We start from the raw sequence: 18,264 nt of genomic DNA on the forward strand, positions 1-18,264 counted from the left end.
CACTCTCCTAGTTTATTAACCAGAGCTCTTCACAAACGCTACTCGACCAACCCGCTGAACGGTAGAACGACGGCCATTGATTATGAATACGTCTTTTTAATGATTCTTAGCACCATTTTAAAAACGATTTTAAGCGCTGTTTTAAGGACTGACTCAAAAGCCCTCTTTAATTGCTTCCTTCCCGCCCTATGGCTTTGTCACTTTACTGGGACGCAGCCAATCAATTTTTTCTAGCTGACGGCCTCGCGTAACGGCCAACGCGTAGTCGGTGACATCTTTAGCAATCGTAGATCCAGCCCCTATGGTAGCGCCTTTGCCTACCGAAACAGGTGCGACCAAGGCGGTGTTCGAACCGATGAAGGCGTTATCACCAATGTCGGTGTGGTGCTTGTTAGCGCCGTCGTAGTTACAGGTGATCGTGCCTGCCCCCACGTTCACGTCACGCCCCAATCGGGCATCACCGACGTAGCTCAGGTGATTGATCTTACTGCCCTCACCCACATCGGCGTTTTTGGTTTCAACGAAATTGCCCACCTTGGCTTTTACTGCTAGCCGCGTGCCGGGGCGAAGTCGCGCAAAGGGGCCAACCTGGTTCAGGCCAGCTGCCACGGTGCCGTCTATCACGCTGTGGGGTTCTATCACGCTCTCTGCACCAATGGTGCTGTTTTTGATCACGCAGTAGGGGCCAATTCGTACGCCCTCACCTAGTTCAACCTCGCCTTCAAATACACAACCCACGTCGATAAACACATCGTGACCGCAGGTCAAATGCCCGCGCACATCGAGCCGTTCGGGGTCGGCAAGTGCCACTCCTTGCGCCATTAACTTATCGGCCAACTGGCGTTGATAAACGCGCTCCAAGCGGGCCATTTGCGCTCGATTATTAACCCCTTCCACTTCAACAGCGGAGGCCGGTTGGGCAGTGCATACCTTGATGCCTTCCGCTGCGGCCATGGCAATTACATCGGTCAGGTAGTACTCACCCTGGGCATTTTCTGCGGAGAGCTGCGGTAACCAGCGTTTAAGCTGGGCACTCGTCATGGCCATAATACCGGTATTGCATTCGGTAATTGCAAGCTCGGCGCTACTGGCATCTTTTTGCTCAACAATCGCCACTGCTTCGCCTGCGTCGTCACGCACAATTCGCCCATAGCCCGTGGGGTCAGCTAGCGTTACCGTCAACAGCCCCATGTGCTGCTCATCCACATGGGCCAACAGCTCGCTCAGGGATTCCCGCTGCAGCAGCGGTACATCGCCGTAAAGGATTAACACCTTACCGCTCCCTAACTGCTCGAGCGCTTGCGCCACCGCGTGTCCGGTGCCCTTCTGCTCGGCCTGAACGGCAAACTTTACAGGCTTTTCTGCCAGCACTTCGCGCAGTTGGTCAGCGCCATGACCAATAACGACATGGGTGCGATCCGGCTGCAACCCTGAAGCGGTATCCAGCACGTGCTGCACCATTGGCTTGCCGGCCAAGGGATGCAACACTTTAGGAATTTGTGAACGCATCCGCGTGCCTTTACCCGCGGCGAGAATGACAATATCCAGTTCTTGCATACTATTCACCTATTACTGATGGGTCAGCGGGCGCCGGGCTGTCTGTGGCGGGGCTGTTGGTCGCTGGGGCTCGTCGTTGTTCAATGCCCAACTCATTAACCAGTGTTTCCCCAAAATAATTAACAAATTCCGGGCTAGCAATGCTGCGCCACTGCTCGCCATCACGCACGAGCAAAAGCACTTTAAGGTTATTCTCAATGGCCAGTTGCATCGCCTCCTGTTCGCCAACCACCAGTAGCGCCGTCGCCCAGGCATCTGCCCAGGCATTGGAGGGATGGAAAACAGACACCGAGGCAAGCTGGTGGGTCACCGGCCGCCCCGTGCGCGGATCAATGGTGTGGGAAAAGCGCTGGCCATCCACTTCAAAATAGTTGCGGTAATCACCCGAGGTGGCCACCGACATACTCTCTAACGGGATAATATGCTGAGCACGCTGCTGGCCATTTTCAGGCACCTCAATGCCAACCTGCCAGGGCGTTTGTTCTTCCTCATCACGCAGGCCGCGGGCGATCAGTTCTCCGCCAATATTGACTAAGTAGTGCTCCAGCCCCTGCTGTTCCAGGTAAGCAGCTACGCGGTCAGTTCCATGGCCTTTGGCCACGCCGGAAAGGTCGACAAACACATCGCGGGTACGCCGCGCCTGCATATTTTGGGTGTCGATTTCTAGCGCATCAATGCCTACCTGGGCAAGCTCCTCGGACAGGGCATCGTCGGAAGGGACGGTTTCAGGCCGTGCACCGGGGCCAAAGCTCCATAAATTGACCAGGTCGCCTACAGTAATATCAAAAGCGCCGTGGCTGGCTTCCGCGACGGATTGGCTAATCGCAAGCACGTCAATAAGCTCATTGGAGAGCGGCTGCCACTCATCTAAAGGCGCTTCGTTGAAGGCGATCAGCTCCGAGTCATCCCGGTAGGTCGACATCGCCTGATCAACGCTCTCCAGCTCTGCTTTAAAGCCCTCTTCCAATTCAAGAGACTCGCCCTGAGTAAGCGGATCCATAATGGTCACCTGGTAGAAGGTGCCGAAAATATTGCCATCAAAGCGTACCGGTGGTTCCAGCGGTCGATCACTCTCTGAGCAGCCTGCCACGCCTAACCCCAAGCCCAGCAGTGAGCCCGTTACGATCAGTGCACGTCCCCACCTTGCTGTGCGTTCAACAGCCTTTTTCATCGTTGCTTTATCCTAAAAATAAAAGAACCACAGCAGCCAGGCGCCGAACAGCACGCGATAAATCACAAAGGGCTGCATTCCCAATTTTTTTATAACCACCAGAAAGTAGTGAATACACAAATACGCGCTTACTCCCGATAACAGGGTGCCCGCCAACATCGCGATCCAATCAATCGACTGTGGAGCGCTAAACAGCCCTACTGCTTCTAGGCCACCTGCCAGCACAATCACCGGGATTGATAATAAGAAAGAGAAGCGCGAGGCGCCTTCTCGGTTCATGCCCACCATCAGCGCCGCGGTAATGGTAATCCCCGAGCGCGAGGTTCCTGGGATGAGTGCTAGCGCCTGGGCACCACCAATAATAAGCACATCCTTCAAACGCAGTTGGTACTCGCTGCGCGTACCCTCTTTACGCCAATCGGCATACCCCAACAATAGCCCGAAACCAATTAAACTGAAGCCGATAATCAGCGTAGAGCGCATAAAATGAGAAATAACATCGTGCATTAGTAACCCAATAAGCCCCACCGGGATGGTCGCTAACGTCACCCATAAAGCCAGTCGTGCGTCTTCGTTCACTCCTTTGCCGCTGAGCGCAGCCAAGCTGCTAATGACCATCTGCCAAATTTCCTGCCGGAAATAGATAATCACCGCGGAGAGGCTGCCTAAATGTAGGGCAACATCAAAGGCTAGGCCTTGATCTTGCCACTCTGTCAGCACAGGCACCAAGATTAGGTGGGCAGAGCTTGAAACGGGTAAAAATTCTGACACTCCCTGAACAACCGCTAACACCACCACCTGGAGCCAATCCATAAAAAAATCCTGTGCATAGAAACAATTTAATGGTTGCAATGGCGCTTAAGGATACACATCCACCTATTCGTTGTCCGCCATTGCCTTTGCTGAGACTAGCCACCACTGACACACAAAGGTATCGTTTCACAGCCTGAAAGCAGTGGAGGCTATAGAGGATATAAGGAGTGCGCTACAATAGGCGTCTATTGAATGCGTGCGTCCTTGCAAGGTACCCATGACTCAGACCATCGATACGCCAGTGGTTCACGACCAAGCGCGACTTAGCCAAGAGGCCAAGCGCGTTACCTACATCGGAGCATGGCTGGATGCCCTGTTGAGCATCGTCAAAGTCGCGATCGGTTTTATGGTCGGCTCAGCGGCGTTGATTGCCGACGGCATTCACTCCCTATCAGACTTAGTCACCGACGGCTTTGTCCTGGCGGCCATTCACTATGGGCGTCAGGAGCCCGATAAAGACCACCATTACGGCCATGGCCGTATCGAAACCCTGACGACCCTGCTGCTGGGAAGCGTGCTAATTTTCGTGGCTGGCGCGATTGCCTGGTCGAGCCTGGATCGCCTGTTTAGCGGCGCCGACGTTAACGCCCCTGGCGCGCTGGCAATCGTGATTACTGTCATCGCGCTGTTTAGCAAAGAGTGGATTTTTCGCTACACCATGCGGGTTGCCAAGCGGGTAAAGTCAAAGTTACTCGAAGCCAACGCCTGGCACTCGCGCAGTGATGCATTATCCACTGCCGTGGTGTTGGTAGCTTTGGTGGGCGCCCAGTTTGGCTTGGGTTGGCTGGATGCCGTGGCCGCCATCATTGTGGGTTTATTAGTCGGCAAGGTAGGTTTGGACTTGCTGTGGGAGTCGGCGCGGGAATTGGTGGATACCGCACTACCAGAGGACGTACAGGATCAGATGCACGATGTTGCCTGCAGCGTTCCGGGGGTGGATAGTGTTCACGATCTGCGTACCAGGCAATCCGCCGGCTGGGTAATGGTCGACCTACACGTGGTGGTCGGGCCGAAAATTACCGTGTCGGAAGCCCACGAAATCGGTAACGAAGTCAGCCGTCGCCTACGCCACGAGTTCCCCGCACTGACCGACGTGATCTTCCACGTTGACCCCGAAGACGACGCCGGGGCGGGTGATCCTAGCCGCCTTCCCGGCCTTCCGCTCCGCCCTGAAGTAGAGGCTGCCCTGGATGCACGCTGGTACAAGCACCCTGTGTGGCGCACCCTGAACGAGCTCCAGTTGCACTACTTGGACGATAAGGTGTCGGTATCATTGATCATTGATGACGCAGTGCATCAGCCGCCCCAGTGCCTCGCTAGCCAACTAAAAGCGCTGGCTAGCGATATCGAGTGGCTCGGCCACGTCGAGGTGCTGTTTATCACCCGCGCCGCCAGTAGCTCGATGCGCTAGAGCCACTACCCGCTGGTTGTTTCCTCTTATAACCCCGTCAACAGCAGTGTGGCGATGCTGAAGTAGATCACCACCCCAGAGGCATCAATCAAGGTGGTGACCAGCGGCGCTGATGCCGTGGCAGGGTCGACCTTAAAGCGCTCGAGTACGAACGGCAGGCACATCCCCAACAGGCTGCCAAACAGCACGATGGTCACCATGCTCAAGGCGACCACCATTGCCAGCTCTTCTCCCCCGCGCATAATGCCAATAGGCGTTACCGCGATGGCCATGGTGATACCCAGTGACCCGGCGACAAGTAGCTCGCGGCCCAGTAGTTTGCCCCAATCTTTGACGCCAACGTCACCGGTCGCCATACCGCGCACCATCAACGTGGCTGCCTGAGCCCCGGCGTTACCGCCACTACCGATCAATAACGGTAAAAAGAATACCAGCGCTACCTGGGCGGCAATGGTCTCTTCAAAATAGGCAATCCCGGCCCCCGAAAACAGATTGGCAAAGACCAGCAGTACCAGCCAGAACACGCGTTTACGGTAGAGGCTCCAGAGCTTCACGCGGCTTACGCCATCTTCCAGTTGGCCGATCGACATCCCCTTGTGGAAATCCTCTGTCGCCTCGGATTCAGCAACATCCATCGCGTCATCGTGGGTCACTATACCGACCATGCGTTCATCGGCATCGATCACTGGCAGCGCCAACAAGTCATACTTCGCCACAATACGGGCGACATCTTCCTGGGCACTATCAACCCGTGTACTGATGACATCCTTGATCATAATGTCATCAACAATGGCGCCGGGGCGTGCCACCATAAGCTGACGCAGCGACATGGTACCGATCAGTTGTCCGTCGCTATCCAGGATATACAGCTGATAGACCGTTTCCGCATCCGGAGCGGTCTGGCGTACCCTCATCATCGCCTGCGACACCGTCATGCCGCTGGCTATGGAGACATAGTCAGAGGTCATGATGGCGCCTGCGGTACCCTCTTCGTAGCTGGCAAGCCGCTTCAGATCTTCTCGCTCGCGGTGAGCCATGCGACGCAGCAGTGCCTCACGACGGTCTTCATTGAGAAGATTGAACAGATCGGCACGTTCGTCCGACCCCATTTCTTCGAGCAGCTTGAGAACCTGACTGTCATCCAGCTTTCCTACCACCTCGAGCTGGCTCTCCCCAGGCAAATAGCCCAGCACATTGGCTGCCCGTTCCGCAGAAAGAATATCCAGAAGGGCGAGCGCCGCAGGCAGCTCTTCGTCATCCTCGATCATCTCTTCGAGCACTTCACCGATATCCGCGGAGCGGGTTTCGGCCAAACGCAAAGAGAGCACCGATTTACTGGGCACTTCCTTGCCCAACTCGTCGAGCAGCTCGGCTTTTAATTCCTGTAGGCTTTCATCATTCAGTGCCATGATTCTCCCCCCTTGCGCTTACAAGCGTCGTGCTGCCGAGCTAATCCATCACCCGGCCCATTCTACTGACCAAGCTCATCATACTTACTTATTTGACTACCAAACAAAAAAACGCCCCTTAAACCCTGGTAGCGGGTTTAAGGGGCGTTGGACACACGCCAAGTGCGTGAGTATTAGCCTTTACCCGCCTTTTTACGCAGCTGCTGAATCGTTCGCAGCTGTGCAACGGCTTCGGCAAGTTCAGCGGCAGCACGAGTATAATCGAGCTCCGATGACTTCTCATTAAAGGCTCTCAGCGCCTGCTGACGCGCTTCTTCGGCAGCGGCCTCGTTGAGGTCGCTGGCACGTGATGCAGAGTCGGCCAGAATCGTCACGACATTCGGCTGGACTTCCATGAAGCCCCCCGAGACAAAGAAGTTCTCTTCCTTGCCGCCATCGTGAATCACGCGTACCGGACCCGGCTGAAGCTCGGTCAGCAGCGGGGCGTGACCCGGCAAAACACCCAGGTCACCCATAATCCCGGAAGCAATCACCTGCTCAACGGTACCTGAGAAGATCGATGCTTCAGCGCTGACGATATTGCAAGTAAAGCTATTCGCCATAGCGAATCCCCCTAATGGACGGGATTACTTCTTCATCTGGTTGGCTTTCTCGACGGCTTCGTCGATGGAGCCGACCATATAGAAGGCCTGTTCCGGCATATCGTCGTATTCGCCAGCAAGAATGCCCTGGAAGCCACTGATGGTGTCTTTCAGTGAGACATACTTACCTGGTGAACCGGTAAATACTTCGGCCACGAAGAACGGCTGCGACAAGAAGCGCTGGATTTTACGCGCCCGGGAAACGGCCAACTTGTCTTCGTCAGACAGCTCGTCCATACCCAGAATGGCGATAATATCCTTAAGCTCTTTGTAGCGTTGAAGAACGTTCTGCACACCACGAGCGGTGGCGTAGTGCTCTTCACCGACGACCAGCGGATCCAACTGACGTGAGGTGGAGTCCAACGGATCGATCGCCGGATAGATACCCAGCTCGGCGATAGAACGTGCCAATACCACGGTAGCATCCAGGTGCGAGAAGGTGGTCGCCGGCGACGGGTCGGTCAAGTCATCCGCAGGTACGTAAACGGCCTGTACGGAGGTGATTGAGCCGGTTTTCGTCGAGGTAATACGCTCCTGCAGAACGCCCATCTCTTCAGCCAGCGTAGGCTGATAACCTACCGCTGATGGCATACGACCCAAAAGTGCCGATACTTCGGTACCCGCCAGGGTGTAACGGTAGATGTTATCGACGAACAGTAGAACGTCGCGGCCTTCATCACGGAATTTCTCGGCAATGGTCAGGCCGGTCAACGCTACGCGCAGACGGTTACCCGGAGGCTCGTTCATCTGACCATAAACCAGCGATACCTTATCGATAACGTTGGATTCAGTCATTTCGTGATAGAAGTCGTTACCCTCACGCGTACGCTCACCAACACCGGCGAATACAGAGTAGCCGCTGTGCTCGGTGGCGATGTTGCGGATAAGCTCCATCATGTTAACGGTCTTACCGACACCGGCGCCGCCGAATAGGCCAACTTTACCACCCTTAGCGAACGGGCAGACCAAGTCGATAACCTTGATACCGGTTTCCAGCAACTCGTTAGAAGCTGCTTGGTCGGCATAGCTCGGTGCTTTACGGTGGATCGGCATACGCTCTTGCTCACCGATCGGTCCCGCTTCGTCGATCGGTTCGCCGAGTACGTTCATAATACGGCCCAGCGTTTCCTTACCTACCGGTACGGAAATGGCGGCACCTGTGCTGGTCACGTCCATGCCACGCTTCAAGCCCTCAGTGGAGCCCATGGCGATGGTGCGCACCACGCCGTCGCCCAGCTGCTGCTGGACTTCGAGGATGGTCTCAACATCGGAGACCTTCAGCGCGTCGTAGACCTTGGGCACAGAGTCCCGCGGAAACTCTACGTCAATCACCGCGCCGATGATTTGTACGATACGTCCGCTCATCTTGGTTCCTCTCTAAAACCTGCAAATGAAACCTGTCTGCCGGGAGTCGCTTAAATAGTCGACTCCCTAGGCGTTATACGGCAGCAGCGCCGCCGACGATCTCAGAAATTTCCTGGGTGATGGCGGCCTGACGGGCCTTGTTGTAGACCATCTCCAGATCATCGATAAGGCCGCCTGCGTTGTCAGTGGCACTTTTCATAGCGATCATTCGGGCGGCTTGTTCACAAGCGCCGTTTTCCACTACCGCCTGATACACCTGCGATTCGATGAAACGAACCAGCAGGCTATCGAGCAACGCCTTGGCATCCGGTTCATACAGGTAGTCCCAGCTTCCGGGACGGGCGTTTTCGTTGTCTTGCTCAGCGTCTGCACCCATATCAGGCGACAGCGGAAGAAGCTGACGAACCACTGGCTTTTGTGTCATGGTGTTCACAAACTCGTTGTGCACCACGTAAAGCCGGTCGAGACGTCCTTCATCGTACGCTTCGAGCATGACCTTAATACTGCCAATCAGACCTTCAACGGTCGGGGCTTCGCCTAAACCACTCTTCGCCGCCACCAAATTGCCACCGTAGTTGCGGAAAAAGGTGCTGGCCTTAGCGCCCAAAGCGCAAAAATCCTGCTCTGCGCCCTGCTTTTTCCACTCGCTGGCCTGTTTGAGCAAGGCTTTGAAGAGGTTGTGGTTCAAGCCACCGCACAGACCACGGTCTGTAGAGACCACAATGTAACCAACGCGCTTAACCTCGCTACGCTCGACCATATAGTCGTGCCTGTACTCGGGGTTCGCGTCGGCAATGTGGCCGACCACATTGCGGATCTGCTTAGCGTAAGGCTGACTAGCTCTCATCAGATCTTGCGCTTTACGCATTTTAGATGCAGCCACCATTTCCATGGCGCTGGTGATCTTCTGCGTATTTTTAATGCTCCCGATCTGGGTGCGTATCTCTTTTGCAGCTGCCATAGCGATCTACCCTTCGTTCGTGGCTCTCAGAAAGCATGCAAACCCGCCCGCAGGCGGGCCAGACATTACCAGCTCTGAGTCGCCTTGAACTTCTCGAGACCCGACTTCAAGCTGTCTTGAATCTCACCATTGTAGTCGCCGCTCTGGTTGATCTTGTCGAGTAGATCAGCGTGCTCAGACTTCATGTAGTCGTGCAAGGCACGCTCGAAGTCCAGCACCTTGTTCACTTCGACATCATCCAGGAAGCCTTCGTTGGCGGCATACAGCGACAGCGCCATTTCAGCGATCGACATCGGCGAGTACTGGTTCTGCTTCATCAGCTCGGTGACACGTTGGCCGTGCTCAAGCTGCTTACGCGTGGCTTCGTCAAGATCAGAGGCAAACTGCGAGAACGCCGCCAGTTCACGGTACTGAGCCAGCGCCAGACGGACACTGCCGCCGAGCTTCTTGATGATTTTGGTCTGCGCCGAACCACCCACACGAGAAACCGACAGACCTGCGTTAATCGCCGGACGAATACCGGAGTTAAACAGGTTGGTTTCCAGGAAGATCTGACCGTCAGTGATCGAGATCACGTTGGTCGGAACGAACGCAGAAACGTCGCCACCCTGGGTTTCGATGATCGGCAGCGCGGTTAAGGAACCGGTTTTGCCTTTCACTTCACCGTTGGTGAACTTCTCAACATAGTCGACGTTAACCCGCGCAGCACGCTCAAGTAGACGCGAGTGGAGATAGAAAACGTCACCGGGGTAAGCTTCACGGCCGGGCGGACGACGCAGCAGCAGCGATACCTGACGGTAGGCAACAGCCTGCTTGGAAAGATCGTCATACACAATCAGCGAATTCTCGCCGCGGTCGCGGAAGTATTCGCCCATGGTGCAGCCGGAGTAGGCGGCCAGGAACTGCATTGGCGCCGGATCCGCAGCGCCAGCAGCGACAACGATGGTGTGCTCCATGGCGCCATGCTCTTCGAGCTTGCGCACCACGTTGGCAATGGTCGACTGCTTCTGACCGATCGCCACGTAGACACAGGTCACACCTTTGCCTTTCTGGTTGATGATCGCATCAATGGCAATGGCGGACTTACCGATCTGGCGGTCACCGATGATCAGCTCACGCTGACCACGACCGATCGGCACCATGGCATCGATCGATTTCAGACCGGTTTGAATCGGCTCATCGACGGACTGACGGGTAATAACGCCCGGCGCCACTTTCTCAACGGCGTCGGTCATGGTGGTGTTAATGTCGCCTTTACCATCAATGGGGTTACCCAGCGCATCGACCACACGACCAATCAGCTCAGGGCCTACCGGCACTTCGAGAATACGACCGGTACACTTGGCGGTCATGCCCTCTTCGAGCTGCAGGTAGTCACCCAGCACAACGGCACCCACGGAGTCACGCTCCAGGTTGAGTACCATGCCAAAGATGCTGTTGGGGAATTCGATCATTTCACCAAACATCGCGTCTTCGAGGCCGTGAATTTTCACGATACCGTCGGAAACGGTCACGATGGTGCCCTGATTATGGGCTTCGGATGCGACGTCAAGCTTTTCAATTCGCTGCTTGATGATGTCGCTGATCTCGGAAGGATTCAGTTGCTGCATGCCATGTCCCTCAGACTCAAGCGGTTAGCGCTTCGGAAAGGCGGTTCAATCGACCACGTACGGAGCCGTCAATAACGGTATCGCCAGCACGCAGGATGACACCGCCAATCAGCGACTTGTCCACCTGAGTAGTAATAGAGATTTCGCGATTCAGACGTTTCTTAAGCGCGTTCGCTAGTTTGGTCTTCTGCTTACTATCTAACTTGTAAGCAGAGGTGACGTTCACTTCAACCCGCTGCTCGTGTTCAGCACGCAGGTGCTCGAACTGATCAGCAATGGAGGCCAACGCCATCAGGCGGCCCTGGTCAGCCAAAACAGTCAAAAATCGCTGTAAAGCCTCATCCTGTTGCTCAGGAATAAGCTCGACAAGCAGCGACACTTTTTGCTCGCTGTCTAATTTGGGACTGCTTAGCCGATGGCGCACGACGTCATCTGCTACCGCAACACTTAAAAAACTCAGCGCTTGTGACCAACTATCAAGCGCCTCATGATCACGCGCGTATTCAAACGCTGCCTTAGCGTAAGGACGAGCGACGGTAAGTAATTCCGCCATGGTTCACCTCCTTACAGTTCAGCAGCAAGCTCATCGAGTAACTTGCGATGGGCTTGTTCGTCGACCGACGCTTCAAGAACACGCTCGGCACCCATAACGGCGAGATAAGAGACCTGGGCACGAAGTTCATCCTTAGCGCGATTCACTTCTTGCTCAATCTCGGAACGTGCACTCGCTACTAGGCGTTCGCCTTCGGCGCGGGCCTGTTCGCGGGCTTCTTCAACTATCTGGGCAGAGCGTTTGTTGGCCTGCTCAAGAATCTGAGAAGCTTGCTCCTTGCTTTCGCGCAGCGTCTGCTCCGCCCGCTCTTGAGCAAGCTCAAGATCACGGTTAGCACGGCTGGCTGCATCCAAGCCATCAGCAATTTTTTTCTGACGCTCATGAAGCGCGTTGCTGATCGGAGGCCACACATACTTTAAGCAAAACCAGACAAAGATCGCGAAGGCGATCGTCTGCCCGATTAGCGTCATGTTGATATTCACAGGAATGTACCTCTGACAAGTTCGTGGCGACCGGAGTGAAACAAAACCGAGCGCTTAACGCTCGGCTGAGCTGTCATTAACCGGCAACAACGAAGATCAGGTACATTGCGATACCAACACCGATCATCGGAACGGCATCCAACAGACCTGCCATTAGGAAGGTTTTGGTTTGCAGCTGGTCGCCCAGTTCAGGCTGACGCGCTGTAGATTCCAGCAGCTTACCACCCAAAATAGCGAAGCCAATGCCGGTACCTAGAGCGCCGAGACCGATCATGATGGAAGCGGCAATGTAGATAAGTTCCATGGTAATGCTCCTAGTTTTTCAAGTTAAAGGTCGAGGGTTGAGGTTAAGGGTTAATGTGTTTCAAGCATTGCTCGGATTAGTGATGCTCGTGTGCAGCGCTTAGATACACCACGGACAGCACTGTAAAGATGAAAGCTTGTAGTACGACGATCAAAATATGGAAAATGGCCCACGGCACATCCAGCACCCAGATAGCCCAGAACGGCAGCATGGCGATCAAAATAAAGATCACTTCCCCGGCAAACATGTTGCCGAACAGACGCATTGCCAAACTAAACGGTTTAACCAGCAGCGCGACAATTTCCAGCAGGAGGTTAAAGGGAATCAGCGCCCAGTGGTTAAACGGGGTCAATGACAGCTCTTTGGCGAAACCACCCACGCCTTTAACCTTAAAGCTGTAGTAAAGGATCAGTCCGAATACCCCTAATGCCAAACCCAGCGTGGCGTTCACATCGGTGGTGGGGACAATTTTCATGTAGTCCACGCCCAGCTTGCTGAACAGCACGGGGAAGTAGTCGACCGGAATAATTTTGAGCGTGTTCATGAACAGAATCCACACGAACAACGTCAACGCGAGGGGAGCGATGATCGGGTTATGCCCTTTAAATGTCCCCTTGATCATGTCCTCGACAAACTCTACGACCATCTCAACGGCATTTTGCAGACCACTGGGTACTCCCGTGGTGGCCATTTTGCCCGCTTTGCGGAAAATCCAGATAAACAGCAACCCCATGGCAATCGACCAGCCCATGGTATCCAGGTGAATGGCCCAAAAGCCCATTTCACTTGCTTCTTCTGCTGAATGCGCCAGCGACCAGCCGTTCTCAGGATGGTTGCCAAAGGTCAAATTCTGCAAGTGGTGCTGGATATAGTAAGTCGTTGAGACTTCGTTTCCTGCGGCCATGGATGTGTCACCTCAATCAGTTGTGCAATTTTCTAGGCATTAGCGTTTTTTGGCATTAACCAAGGCGTAAGCCAATGCGTTAGAACAACTGCAACATAAGCATAAAAAAAGAAAGTAGGGTTTGAGGGGGGCGCTGCCACGAACACTGCAACAAACAGTGCCACCGTCAAACCAAACTTGCCTGCCTCGGCGCGAAACAGGCGCATCGCTGCCTTTGAAGGGCTACTCGCGCGTAAAACCCCCATTCGTTTGATAAAAAAGGCGTGCGGTAATAAGGCTACCAGCGCCCCTTTAAAAACCGATGACACGCCTTCTAAATCGGCGACTAGATAGGCGGCCAACATACCAACGAAGGTGATCATCAGTTGCGCGATCGTTAGCCGAACGATGTAGGCTTTTCGACGCTGGGTTTCGTATCGCTGCATACCGGCCCAGCCTCACTGATAAAAACCAATACCTCGACCAGCTAATAGCTAGACAAACCAAGGCAACCTGCACAAATCTTGCGCGATTATAGGGAAGCGCTATCACACCTTCAACCGAAGTCGCACCGATTTTGCCCGCTTAAGGGCTGATTTGCGACCAAAGGGGGAAAACGTGTGCGCTTCTTACGTGATATTGAATAGCCTGCTATTTAATATGATTCAAGATGCCATCCAATTCTTCGAGGCTGGTATAACGTATCGTTAACTTACCTTTGCCTTTTTGACCATGATCAATGGAGACAGGCGCACCGAGCAGTTCGCCAAGATGTGTCTCAAGCTTGGCCACATCGGGCTGCTTGCTTTGACGGTTAGGCGTTTTGGTTGGTGTTTGGCTGGTTTGGACTTTTTTCACCAGCGCTTCGGTGGCCCGCACCGTCATATCGTTATTAACCACCTCATGAGCCACCTGCCGCTGCTGGGTGCTGTTCAGCGTCAGCAAAGCTCTTGCGTGGCCCATATCCAGGTCACCCCGTTCGAGCAGGGTTTGCACTTCCGGATCTAGCGCCAGCAGGCGCAACAGGTTGGCTACCTGGGTGCGCGATTTACCCACTGCATCGGCAATCTGCTGCTGGGTAAGCTCAAACTCTTCGCCCAGGCGCTTGAGCGCCATGGCTTCTTCGATGGCGTTGAGGTTTTCACGCTGAATGTTTTCGATCAGCGCCAGCGCCAGGGCAACTTCATCGCTGACTTCCCGGATCACCGCCGGGATAACGTCCAGCTCAGCAAGTTGGGCTGCCCGCCAGCGACGCTCACCGGCAATAATTTCGTAGCGATCCACGCCAATTGGACGCACGACAATAGGCTGCATCACGCCCTGGGCGCGAATGGAGTCCGCCAGCTCTTCTAACGCTTCGGGCTGAATATCGCGGCGCGGCTGATATTTACCCCGCGTTAATTGCCCTAACGGCAGGCGTTCAAGGCGATCTTCGCTAACGTCGTCGGCCGCAGCGCTACGTGCGGCGTCAGAAAGCCCCAACGGGGTGCCACTACCGGCAAGTTCTAAGCTGTCACGACGACGGGCACCGGCACCAATCAGGGCATCCAGGCCACGTCCCAGCGCGGGTTTACGCGTCATTCGCTTTTCCTCATTTTATAACGCTAGGCGACGAATCATCTCTTTCGCCAACACACGATAGGCCTGGCTACCACGGGAGAACCGGGCATATTGCGTAACGGGTAATCCGTGGCTCGGCGCTTCGGCAACTTTGACGTTACGCGGGATGGTCGTTTTCAATAGCATATCGCCAAAATAGTCACGCAACTGCTTATCCACTTCCCGCGTTAGGCTGGTGCGCTTGTCGTACATGGTGCGCAAAATGCCCGCAATGGCAAGATCAGGATTCACATTTTGCTTAATCTGCTCAACGGTATCGAGCAGGGCCGACAGCCCCTCCAGGGCGTAAAACTCGCACTGAAGAGGGATCAGCACGCTATCGGAAGCCGTTAATGCATTTACGGTCAGCATGTTCAATGAGGGCGGGCAGTCGATCAGCACTACGTCATACGCATCCGAGACCGAAGCCAGTGCGTTGGTTAAGCAGCTCTCGCTTTTATCGCGATCCAGCAGCTCGACTTCGGCGGCGGTGAGATCACCGTTACCCGGCAGTACGTCGTACTTGACCGCCAGCTTTTTGACAATCGTATCAGCGGCCGTGGCTTCGCCCAGTAGAACATCAAGCACGCTTTTATCGAGCTCGTATTTATCGATGCCGCTGCCCATGCTGGCATGGCCTTGGGGGTCAAGATCCACCAGCAGTACGCGACGGTCGAGCGCAGCGAGACTGGCCGCCAGGTTAACGGCCGAGGTGGTCTTGCCCACGCCGCCTTTTTGGTTGGTCAGGGCAATGATCTGGCTCACTTACTCAACTCCTTCTGGGGGTCAGAATCAACGTTCAGCTCTCAACATTCAGCTTTCACATTTAAAACCAGCAGCTGCCGCTGGGCTGCTTCAAAGGGTACTTCCAACAAATGACGCTGGTGTAAACATATACCGGCAGGCAGATCGCGCAGCTCATCATCTGCCCCAGGGCCTTTCATGGCTAACCACTGGCCATCGGCGCTGGGTAACTGGCGGGTCAAGGTGACAAAATCGACCAAGTTGGCAAAAGCCCGGGAAATCACCTGATCGAAAGCGGCGGCTTCAAACTGTTCCACCCGCGCCTGTACGGGAGTGACGTTTTCAAGCCCTAACTCCATTACCGCCTGACGCTGAAAGCGCACCTTTTTGCCATTACTATCCAGCAGTGTTACATCAAGCTGGGGGGCTAATATCGCTAATACGATACCAGGAAGCCCAGGACCCGCACCTACATCCAGTAGCCGCGGCCCCTGCACATAGGGCAACACAGCGGCGCTATCCAACACATGACGCGACACCATGTCGTCCACATCGCGCACCGCTGTGAGGTTATAAGCCCGATTCCACTTGTGCAACAGTGCCAATAAGCCTAGCAGCTGTTGGCGTTGATGTTCGTCAACGGCGATGCCTAATTGGGTAAGGCCTTGATCGAGCCGTGGTGCAACGCTTGTAGGTAGCGTCTTCAACAGTGGGTTCAACGAACTCATCCGTTAACTACCTCAGCTGCGGCTACCAACCGGCGCTTTTTCAGATGCACCAGCAAAATAGAGACGGCCGCCGGTGTAACGCCTGAAATCCGCGCCGCATGAGCAAGCGTTTCCGGCCGCGCTTCAGCCAGCTTTTGGCGAATTTCGTTAGACAAACCTTCGACTTTTAAATAATCCAGCTCCGGAGGCAGTGGCGTGGCTTCGTGGCGTTTGAGTTTATCGATCTCATGCTGCTGACGATCGATATAGCCTTGATACTTAGCCTGAATCTGCACCTGCTCGGCGACTGCTGGGTCAGTGACCAGGGTGCCCTCAATGCCGGGCAGATTGGCCAAATCGCTGTAATTCAATTCAGGGCGTTTAAGCAGATCACTCAAGCAATACTCGCGAGTGAGCGGTGCCCCGGTTTTTTCGGCCACTTGCTCAGCCGCTGGGCTTCCCGGTTGTATCCACAGGGTGCTTAGCCGCGCGCTCTCTTGTTCGATAGCCTCGCGTTTTTGGCTAAACGCTGCCCAGCGCGTGTCGTCGACAAGACCCAATTCCCGGCCCGCTTCGGTTAAGCGTAAATCCGCGTTGTCTTCCCGCAACAGCAGGCGGTACTCCGCACGGGAAGTAAACATCCGGTAGGGCTCTTTGGTACCCATAGTGATCAGATCATCAACCAGTACACCAAGATAGGCTTCATCGCGGCGGGGATACCAGGCGTCCAGCTCCTGAGCGCGGCGGGCGGCATTCAGGCCTGCGAGCAAACCTTGAGCACCGGCTTCTTCGTAGCCGGTAGTGCCGTTGATTTGACCGGCAAAAAACAGGTTGTGGATAAATTTAGTTTCCAGCGAGTGTTTTAAGTCTCGTGGGTCAAAAAAGTCGTACTCAATAGCGTATCCAGGCCGGGTGATATGGGCGTTTTCCAAGCCTTTGATGGAACGCACCACCTGAATCTGCACGTCAAAGGGCAGCGAAGTCGAGATGCCGTTGGGGTAGAGCTCATGGGTATCCAAGCCTTCGGGTTCGATAAACACCTGGTGGCTGGATTTATCGGCAAAGCGATGAACCTTGTCTTCTATCGATGGGCAGTAACGTGGCCCAATCCCTTCGATGACGCCGGAATACATCGGCGAGCGATCAAGGTTGGCCAGAATCAGATCGTGGGTGTGCTGATTGGTGTGAGCAATGTGGCAACTCACCTGCTGAGGGTGCATCTCCCGCGATCCCAGGTAGGACATAACCGGCGTTGGGCTATCACCGGGCTGCTCTTCCAACTGGGAAAAATCCACGCTTTTGGCATCGATGCGCGGCGGCGTACCGGTTTTTAGGCGGTCAACCCGAAACGGGAGGGCGCGCAGACGTTCAGCCAGCGCGTTGGAAGGCGGGTCGCCCGCTCGGCCGCCTTTGCTTTGATCCAAACCAATATGAATCACGCCACCCAAAAATGTCCCGGTACACAGCACGACGCTGTCGGCATGAAAGCGAATGCCGGTTTCCGTGACGACGCCTCGTACGGTTTCGTTATCCACAATCAGATCACCAGCGGCTTGCTGGAAAATCGTTAAGTTGGGCTGGTTTTCCAGCATTCCGCGGATCGCTGACTTGTAACGGATGCGGTCAGCCTGGGCACGGGTGGCCCGAACGGCGGGCCCTTTGCTGGCATTGAGCACACGAAACTGGATACCACCCAAGTCCGTGGCAAGCCCCATGGCGCCGCCCAGTGCATCAATTTCCTTGACCAAGTGACTTTTGCCGATGCCGCCAATCGCGGGATTACACGACATTTGGCCCAGAGTTTCGATGTTATGGGTGAGCAACAGGGTCTGACAGCCCATGCGAGCAGAGGCCAGTGCGGCTTCAGTTCCCGCATGGCCACCGCCGATGACAATCACGTCAAAGCGGTCGGGGTAATTCAAGAGACACCTCGTCTTGTGCCTGTCGGCACGGATGATGTGGCCAATGCAGTCGATTCTAGACGCAGCCACCTTAGATCAATGAGTCGGCAAGTATAAACCCCCTGTGGGTAACCGTCAGGTTTTTCCACACCC

The 18,264-nt window shown here is 54.9% G+C and carries 18 protein-coding genes; 1 reads left to right on the forward strand and 17 read right to left on the reverse strand.

Features of this window, described 5'->3' with window-relative positions:
* Positions 1-186: 186 nt before the first annotated feature.
* Genes glmU through K7H09_RS07830 form a run of 3 tightly spaced genes read right to left on the reverse strand, consistent with a single transcriptional unit; the run spans position 187 to position 3,541 of the window.
* Positions 187-1,557 (reverse strand): bifunctional UDP-N-acetylglucosamine diphosphorylase/glucosamine-1-phosphate N-acetyltransferase GlmU, encoded by a 1,371-nt coding sequence (gene glmU / locus K7H09_RS07820; RefSeq protein WP_190374218.1) that lies wholly within the window; start codon positions 1,555-1,557, stop codon positions 187-189.
* 1 nt (position 1,558) lies between these two features.
* The gene (locus K7H09_RS07825) at positions 1,559-2,728 is read right to left on the reverse strand and encodes an FAD:protein FMN transferase (RefSeq protein WP_022521058.1); all 1,170 of its coding nucleotides are present in this window, start codon (positions 2,726-2,728) and stop codon (positions 1,559-1,561) included.
* A gap of 12 nt (positions 2,729-2,740) precedes the next feature.
* Positions 2,741-3,541 (reverse strand): undecaprenyl-diphosphate phosphatase, encoded by an 801-nt coding sequence (locus tag K7H09_RS07830; RefSeq protein ID WP_027958510.1) that lies wholly within the window; start codon positions 3,539-3,541, stop codon positions 2,741-2,743.
* A 217-nt stretch (positions 3,542-3,758) separates the two neighbouring features.
* Between K7H09_RS07830 and K7H09_RS07835 the strand changes: the two genes are divergently transcribed.
* Positions 3,759-4,952, forward strand: coding sequence for a cation diffusion facilitator family transporter (locus K7H09_RS07835; RefSeq protein WP_022521056.1), 1,194 nt, complete (start codon positions 3,759-3,761; stop codon positions 4,950-4,952).
* Between the two features lie 26 nt (positions 4,953-4,978).
* Here K7H09_RS07835 and mgtE read toward each other — a convergent pair whose 3' ends face one another.
* The 14 genes from mgtE to mnmG all read right to left on the reverse strand — a co-directional run bounded on the left by mgtE (position 4,979) and on the right by mnmG (position 18,132).
* Positions 4,979-6,361, reverse strand: coding sequence for a magnesium transporter (mgtE, locus tag K7H09_RS07840; protein WP_009286337.1), 1,383 nt, complete (start codon positions 6,359-6,361; stop codon positions 4,979-4,981).
* 173 nt (positions 6,362-6,534) lie between these two features.
* On the reverse strand, positions 6,535-6,963 hold the full coding sequence (locus tag K7H09_RS07845; protein WP_027958509.1) for a F0F1 ATP synthase subunit epsilon: 429 nt from the start codon (positions 6,961-6,963) through the stop codon (positions 6,535-6,537).
* Positions 6,964-6,987: 24 nt separating this feature from the next.
* Entirely contained in the window at positions 6,988-8,367 is a 1,380-nt protein-coding gene (atpD, locus tag K7H09_RS07850) for a F0F1 ATP synthase subunit beta (RefSeq protein WP_009286338.1), read from the reverse strand.
* 73 nt (positions 8,368-8,440) lie between these two features.
* Entirely contained in the window at positions 8,441-9,328 is an 888-nt protein-coding gene (gene atpG / locus K7H09_RS07855) for a F0F1 ATP synthase subunit gamma (RefSeq protein ID WP_141440222.1), read from the reverse strand.
* 65 nt (positions 9,329-9,393) lie between these two features.
* Positions 9,394-10,938, reverse strand: coding sequence for a F0F1 ATP synthase subunit alpha (gene atpA / locus K7H09_RS07860; protein WP_041157451.1), 1,545 nt, complete (start codon positions 10,936-10,938; stop codon positions 9,394-9,396).
* 16 nt (positions 10,939-10,954) lie between these two features.
* On the reverse strand, positions 10,955-11,491 hold the full coding sequence (locus K7H09_RS07865; RefSeq protein ID WP_022521053.1) for a F0F1 ATP synthase subunit delta: 537 nt from the start codon (positions 11,489-11,491) through the stop codon (positions 10,955-10,957).
* An 11-nt stretch (positions 11,492-11,502) separates the two neighbouring features.
* On the reverse strand, positions 11,503-11,973 hold the full coding sequence (locus tag K7H09_RS07870; protein ID WP_022521052.1) for a F0F1 ATP synthase subunit B: 471 nt from the start codon (positions 11,971-11,973) through the stop codon (positions 11,503-11,505).
* A 76-nt stretch (positions 11,974-12,049) separates the two neighbouring features.
* Positions 12,050-12,277, reverse strand: a complete 228-nt coding sequence (gene atpE, locus K7H09_RS07875; RefSeq protein WP_022521051.1) for a F0F1 ATP synthase subunit C — start codon at positions 12,275-12,277, stop codon at positions 12,050-12,052.
* Positions 12,278-12,353: 76 nt separating this feature from the next.
* On the reverse strand, positions 12,354-13,181 hold the full coding sequence (atpB, locus tag K7H09_RS07880; RefSeq protein ID WP_009286341.1) for a F0F1 ATP synthase subunit A: 828 nt from the start codon (positions 13,179-13,181) through the stop codon (positions 12,354-12,356).
* Positions 13,182-13,213: 32 nt separating this feature from the next.
* On the reverse strand, positions 13,214-13,606 hold the full coding sequence (locus K7H09_RS07885; RefSeq protein ID WP_022521050.1) for an ATP synthase subunit I: 393 nt from the start codon (positions 13,604-13,606) through the stop codon (positions 13,214-13,216).
* Positions 13,607-13,811: 205 nt separating this feature from the next.
* Positions 13,812-14,741 (reverse strand): ParB/RepB/Spo0J family partition protein, encoded by a 930-nt coding sequence (locus K7H09_RS07890; RefSeq protein ID WP_141440221.1) that lies wholly within the window; start codon positions 14,739-14,741, stop codon positions 13,812-13,814.
* 15 nt (positions 14,742-14,756) lie between these two features.
* A complete protein-coding gene (locus K7H09_RS07895) occupies positions 14,757-15,524 on the reverse strand; it encodes a ParA family protein (protein WP_009286343.1) in 768 nt (255 codons plus the stop codon).
* Between the two features lie 41 nt (positions 15,525-15,565).
* Positions 15,566-16,231: a 16S rRNA (guanine(527)-N(7))-methyltransferase RsmG gene (gene rsmG, locus K7H09_RS07900; protein WP_141440220.1), complete on the reverse strand. Its 666-nt coding sequence runs from the start codon at positions 16,229-16,231 to the stop codon at positions 15,566-15,568.
* On the reverse strand, positions 16,228-18,132 hold the full coding sequence (gene mnmG / locus K7H09_RS07905; protein ID WP_230804355.1) for a tRNA uridine-5-carboxymethylaminomethyl(34) synthesis enzyme MnmG: 1,905 nt from the start codon (positions 18,130-18,132) through the stop codon (positions 16,228-16,230). The genes rsmG and mnmG overlap by 4 nt, the downstream gene beginning before the upstream one ends.
* Between the last annotated feature and the right edge of the window lie 132 nt (positions 18,133-18,264).

Source organism: Halomonas sp. IOP_14, from assembly GCF_021021315.1.
GTDB lineage: Bacteria > Pseudomonadota > Gammaproteobacteria > Pseudomonadales > Halomonadaceae > Vreelandella > Vreelandella titanicae.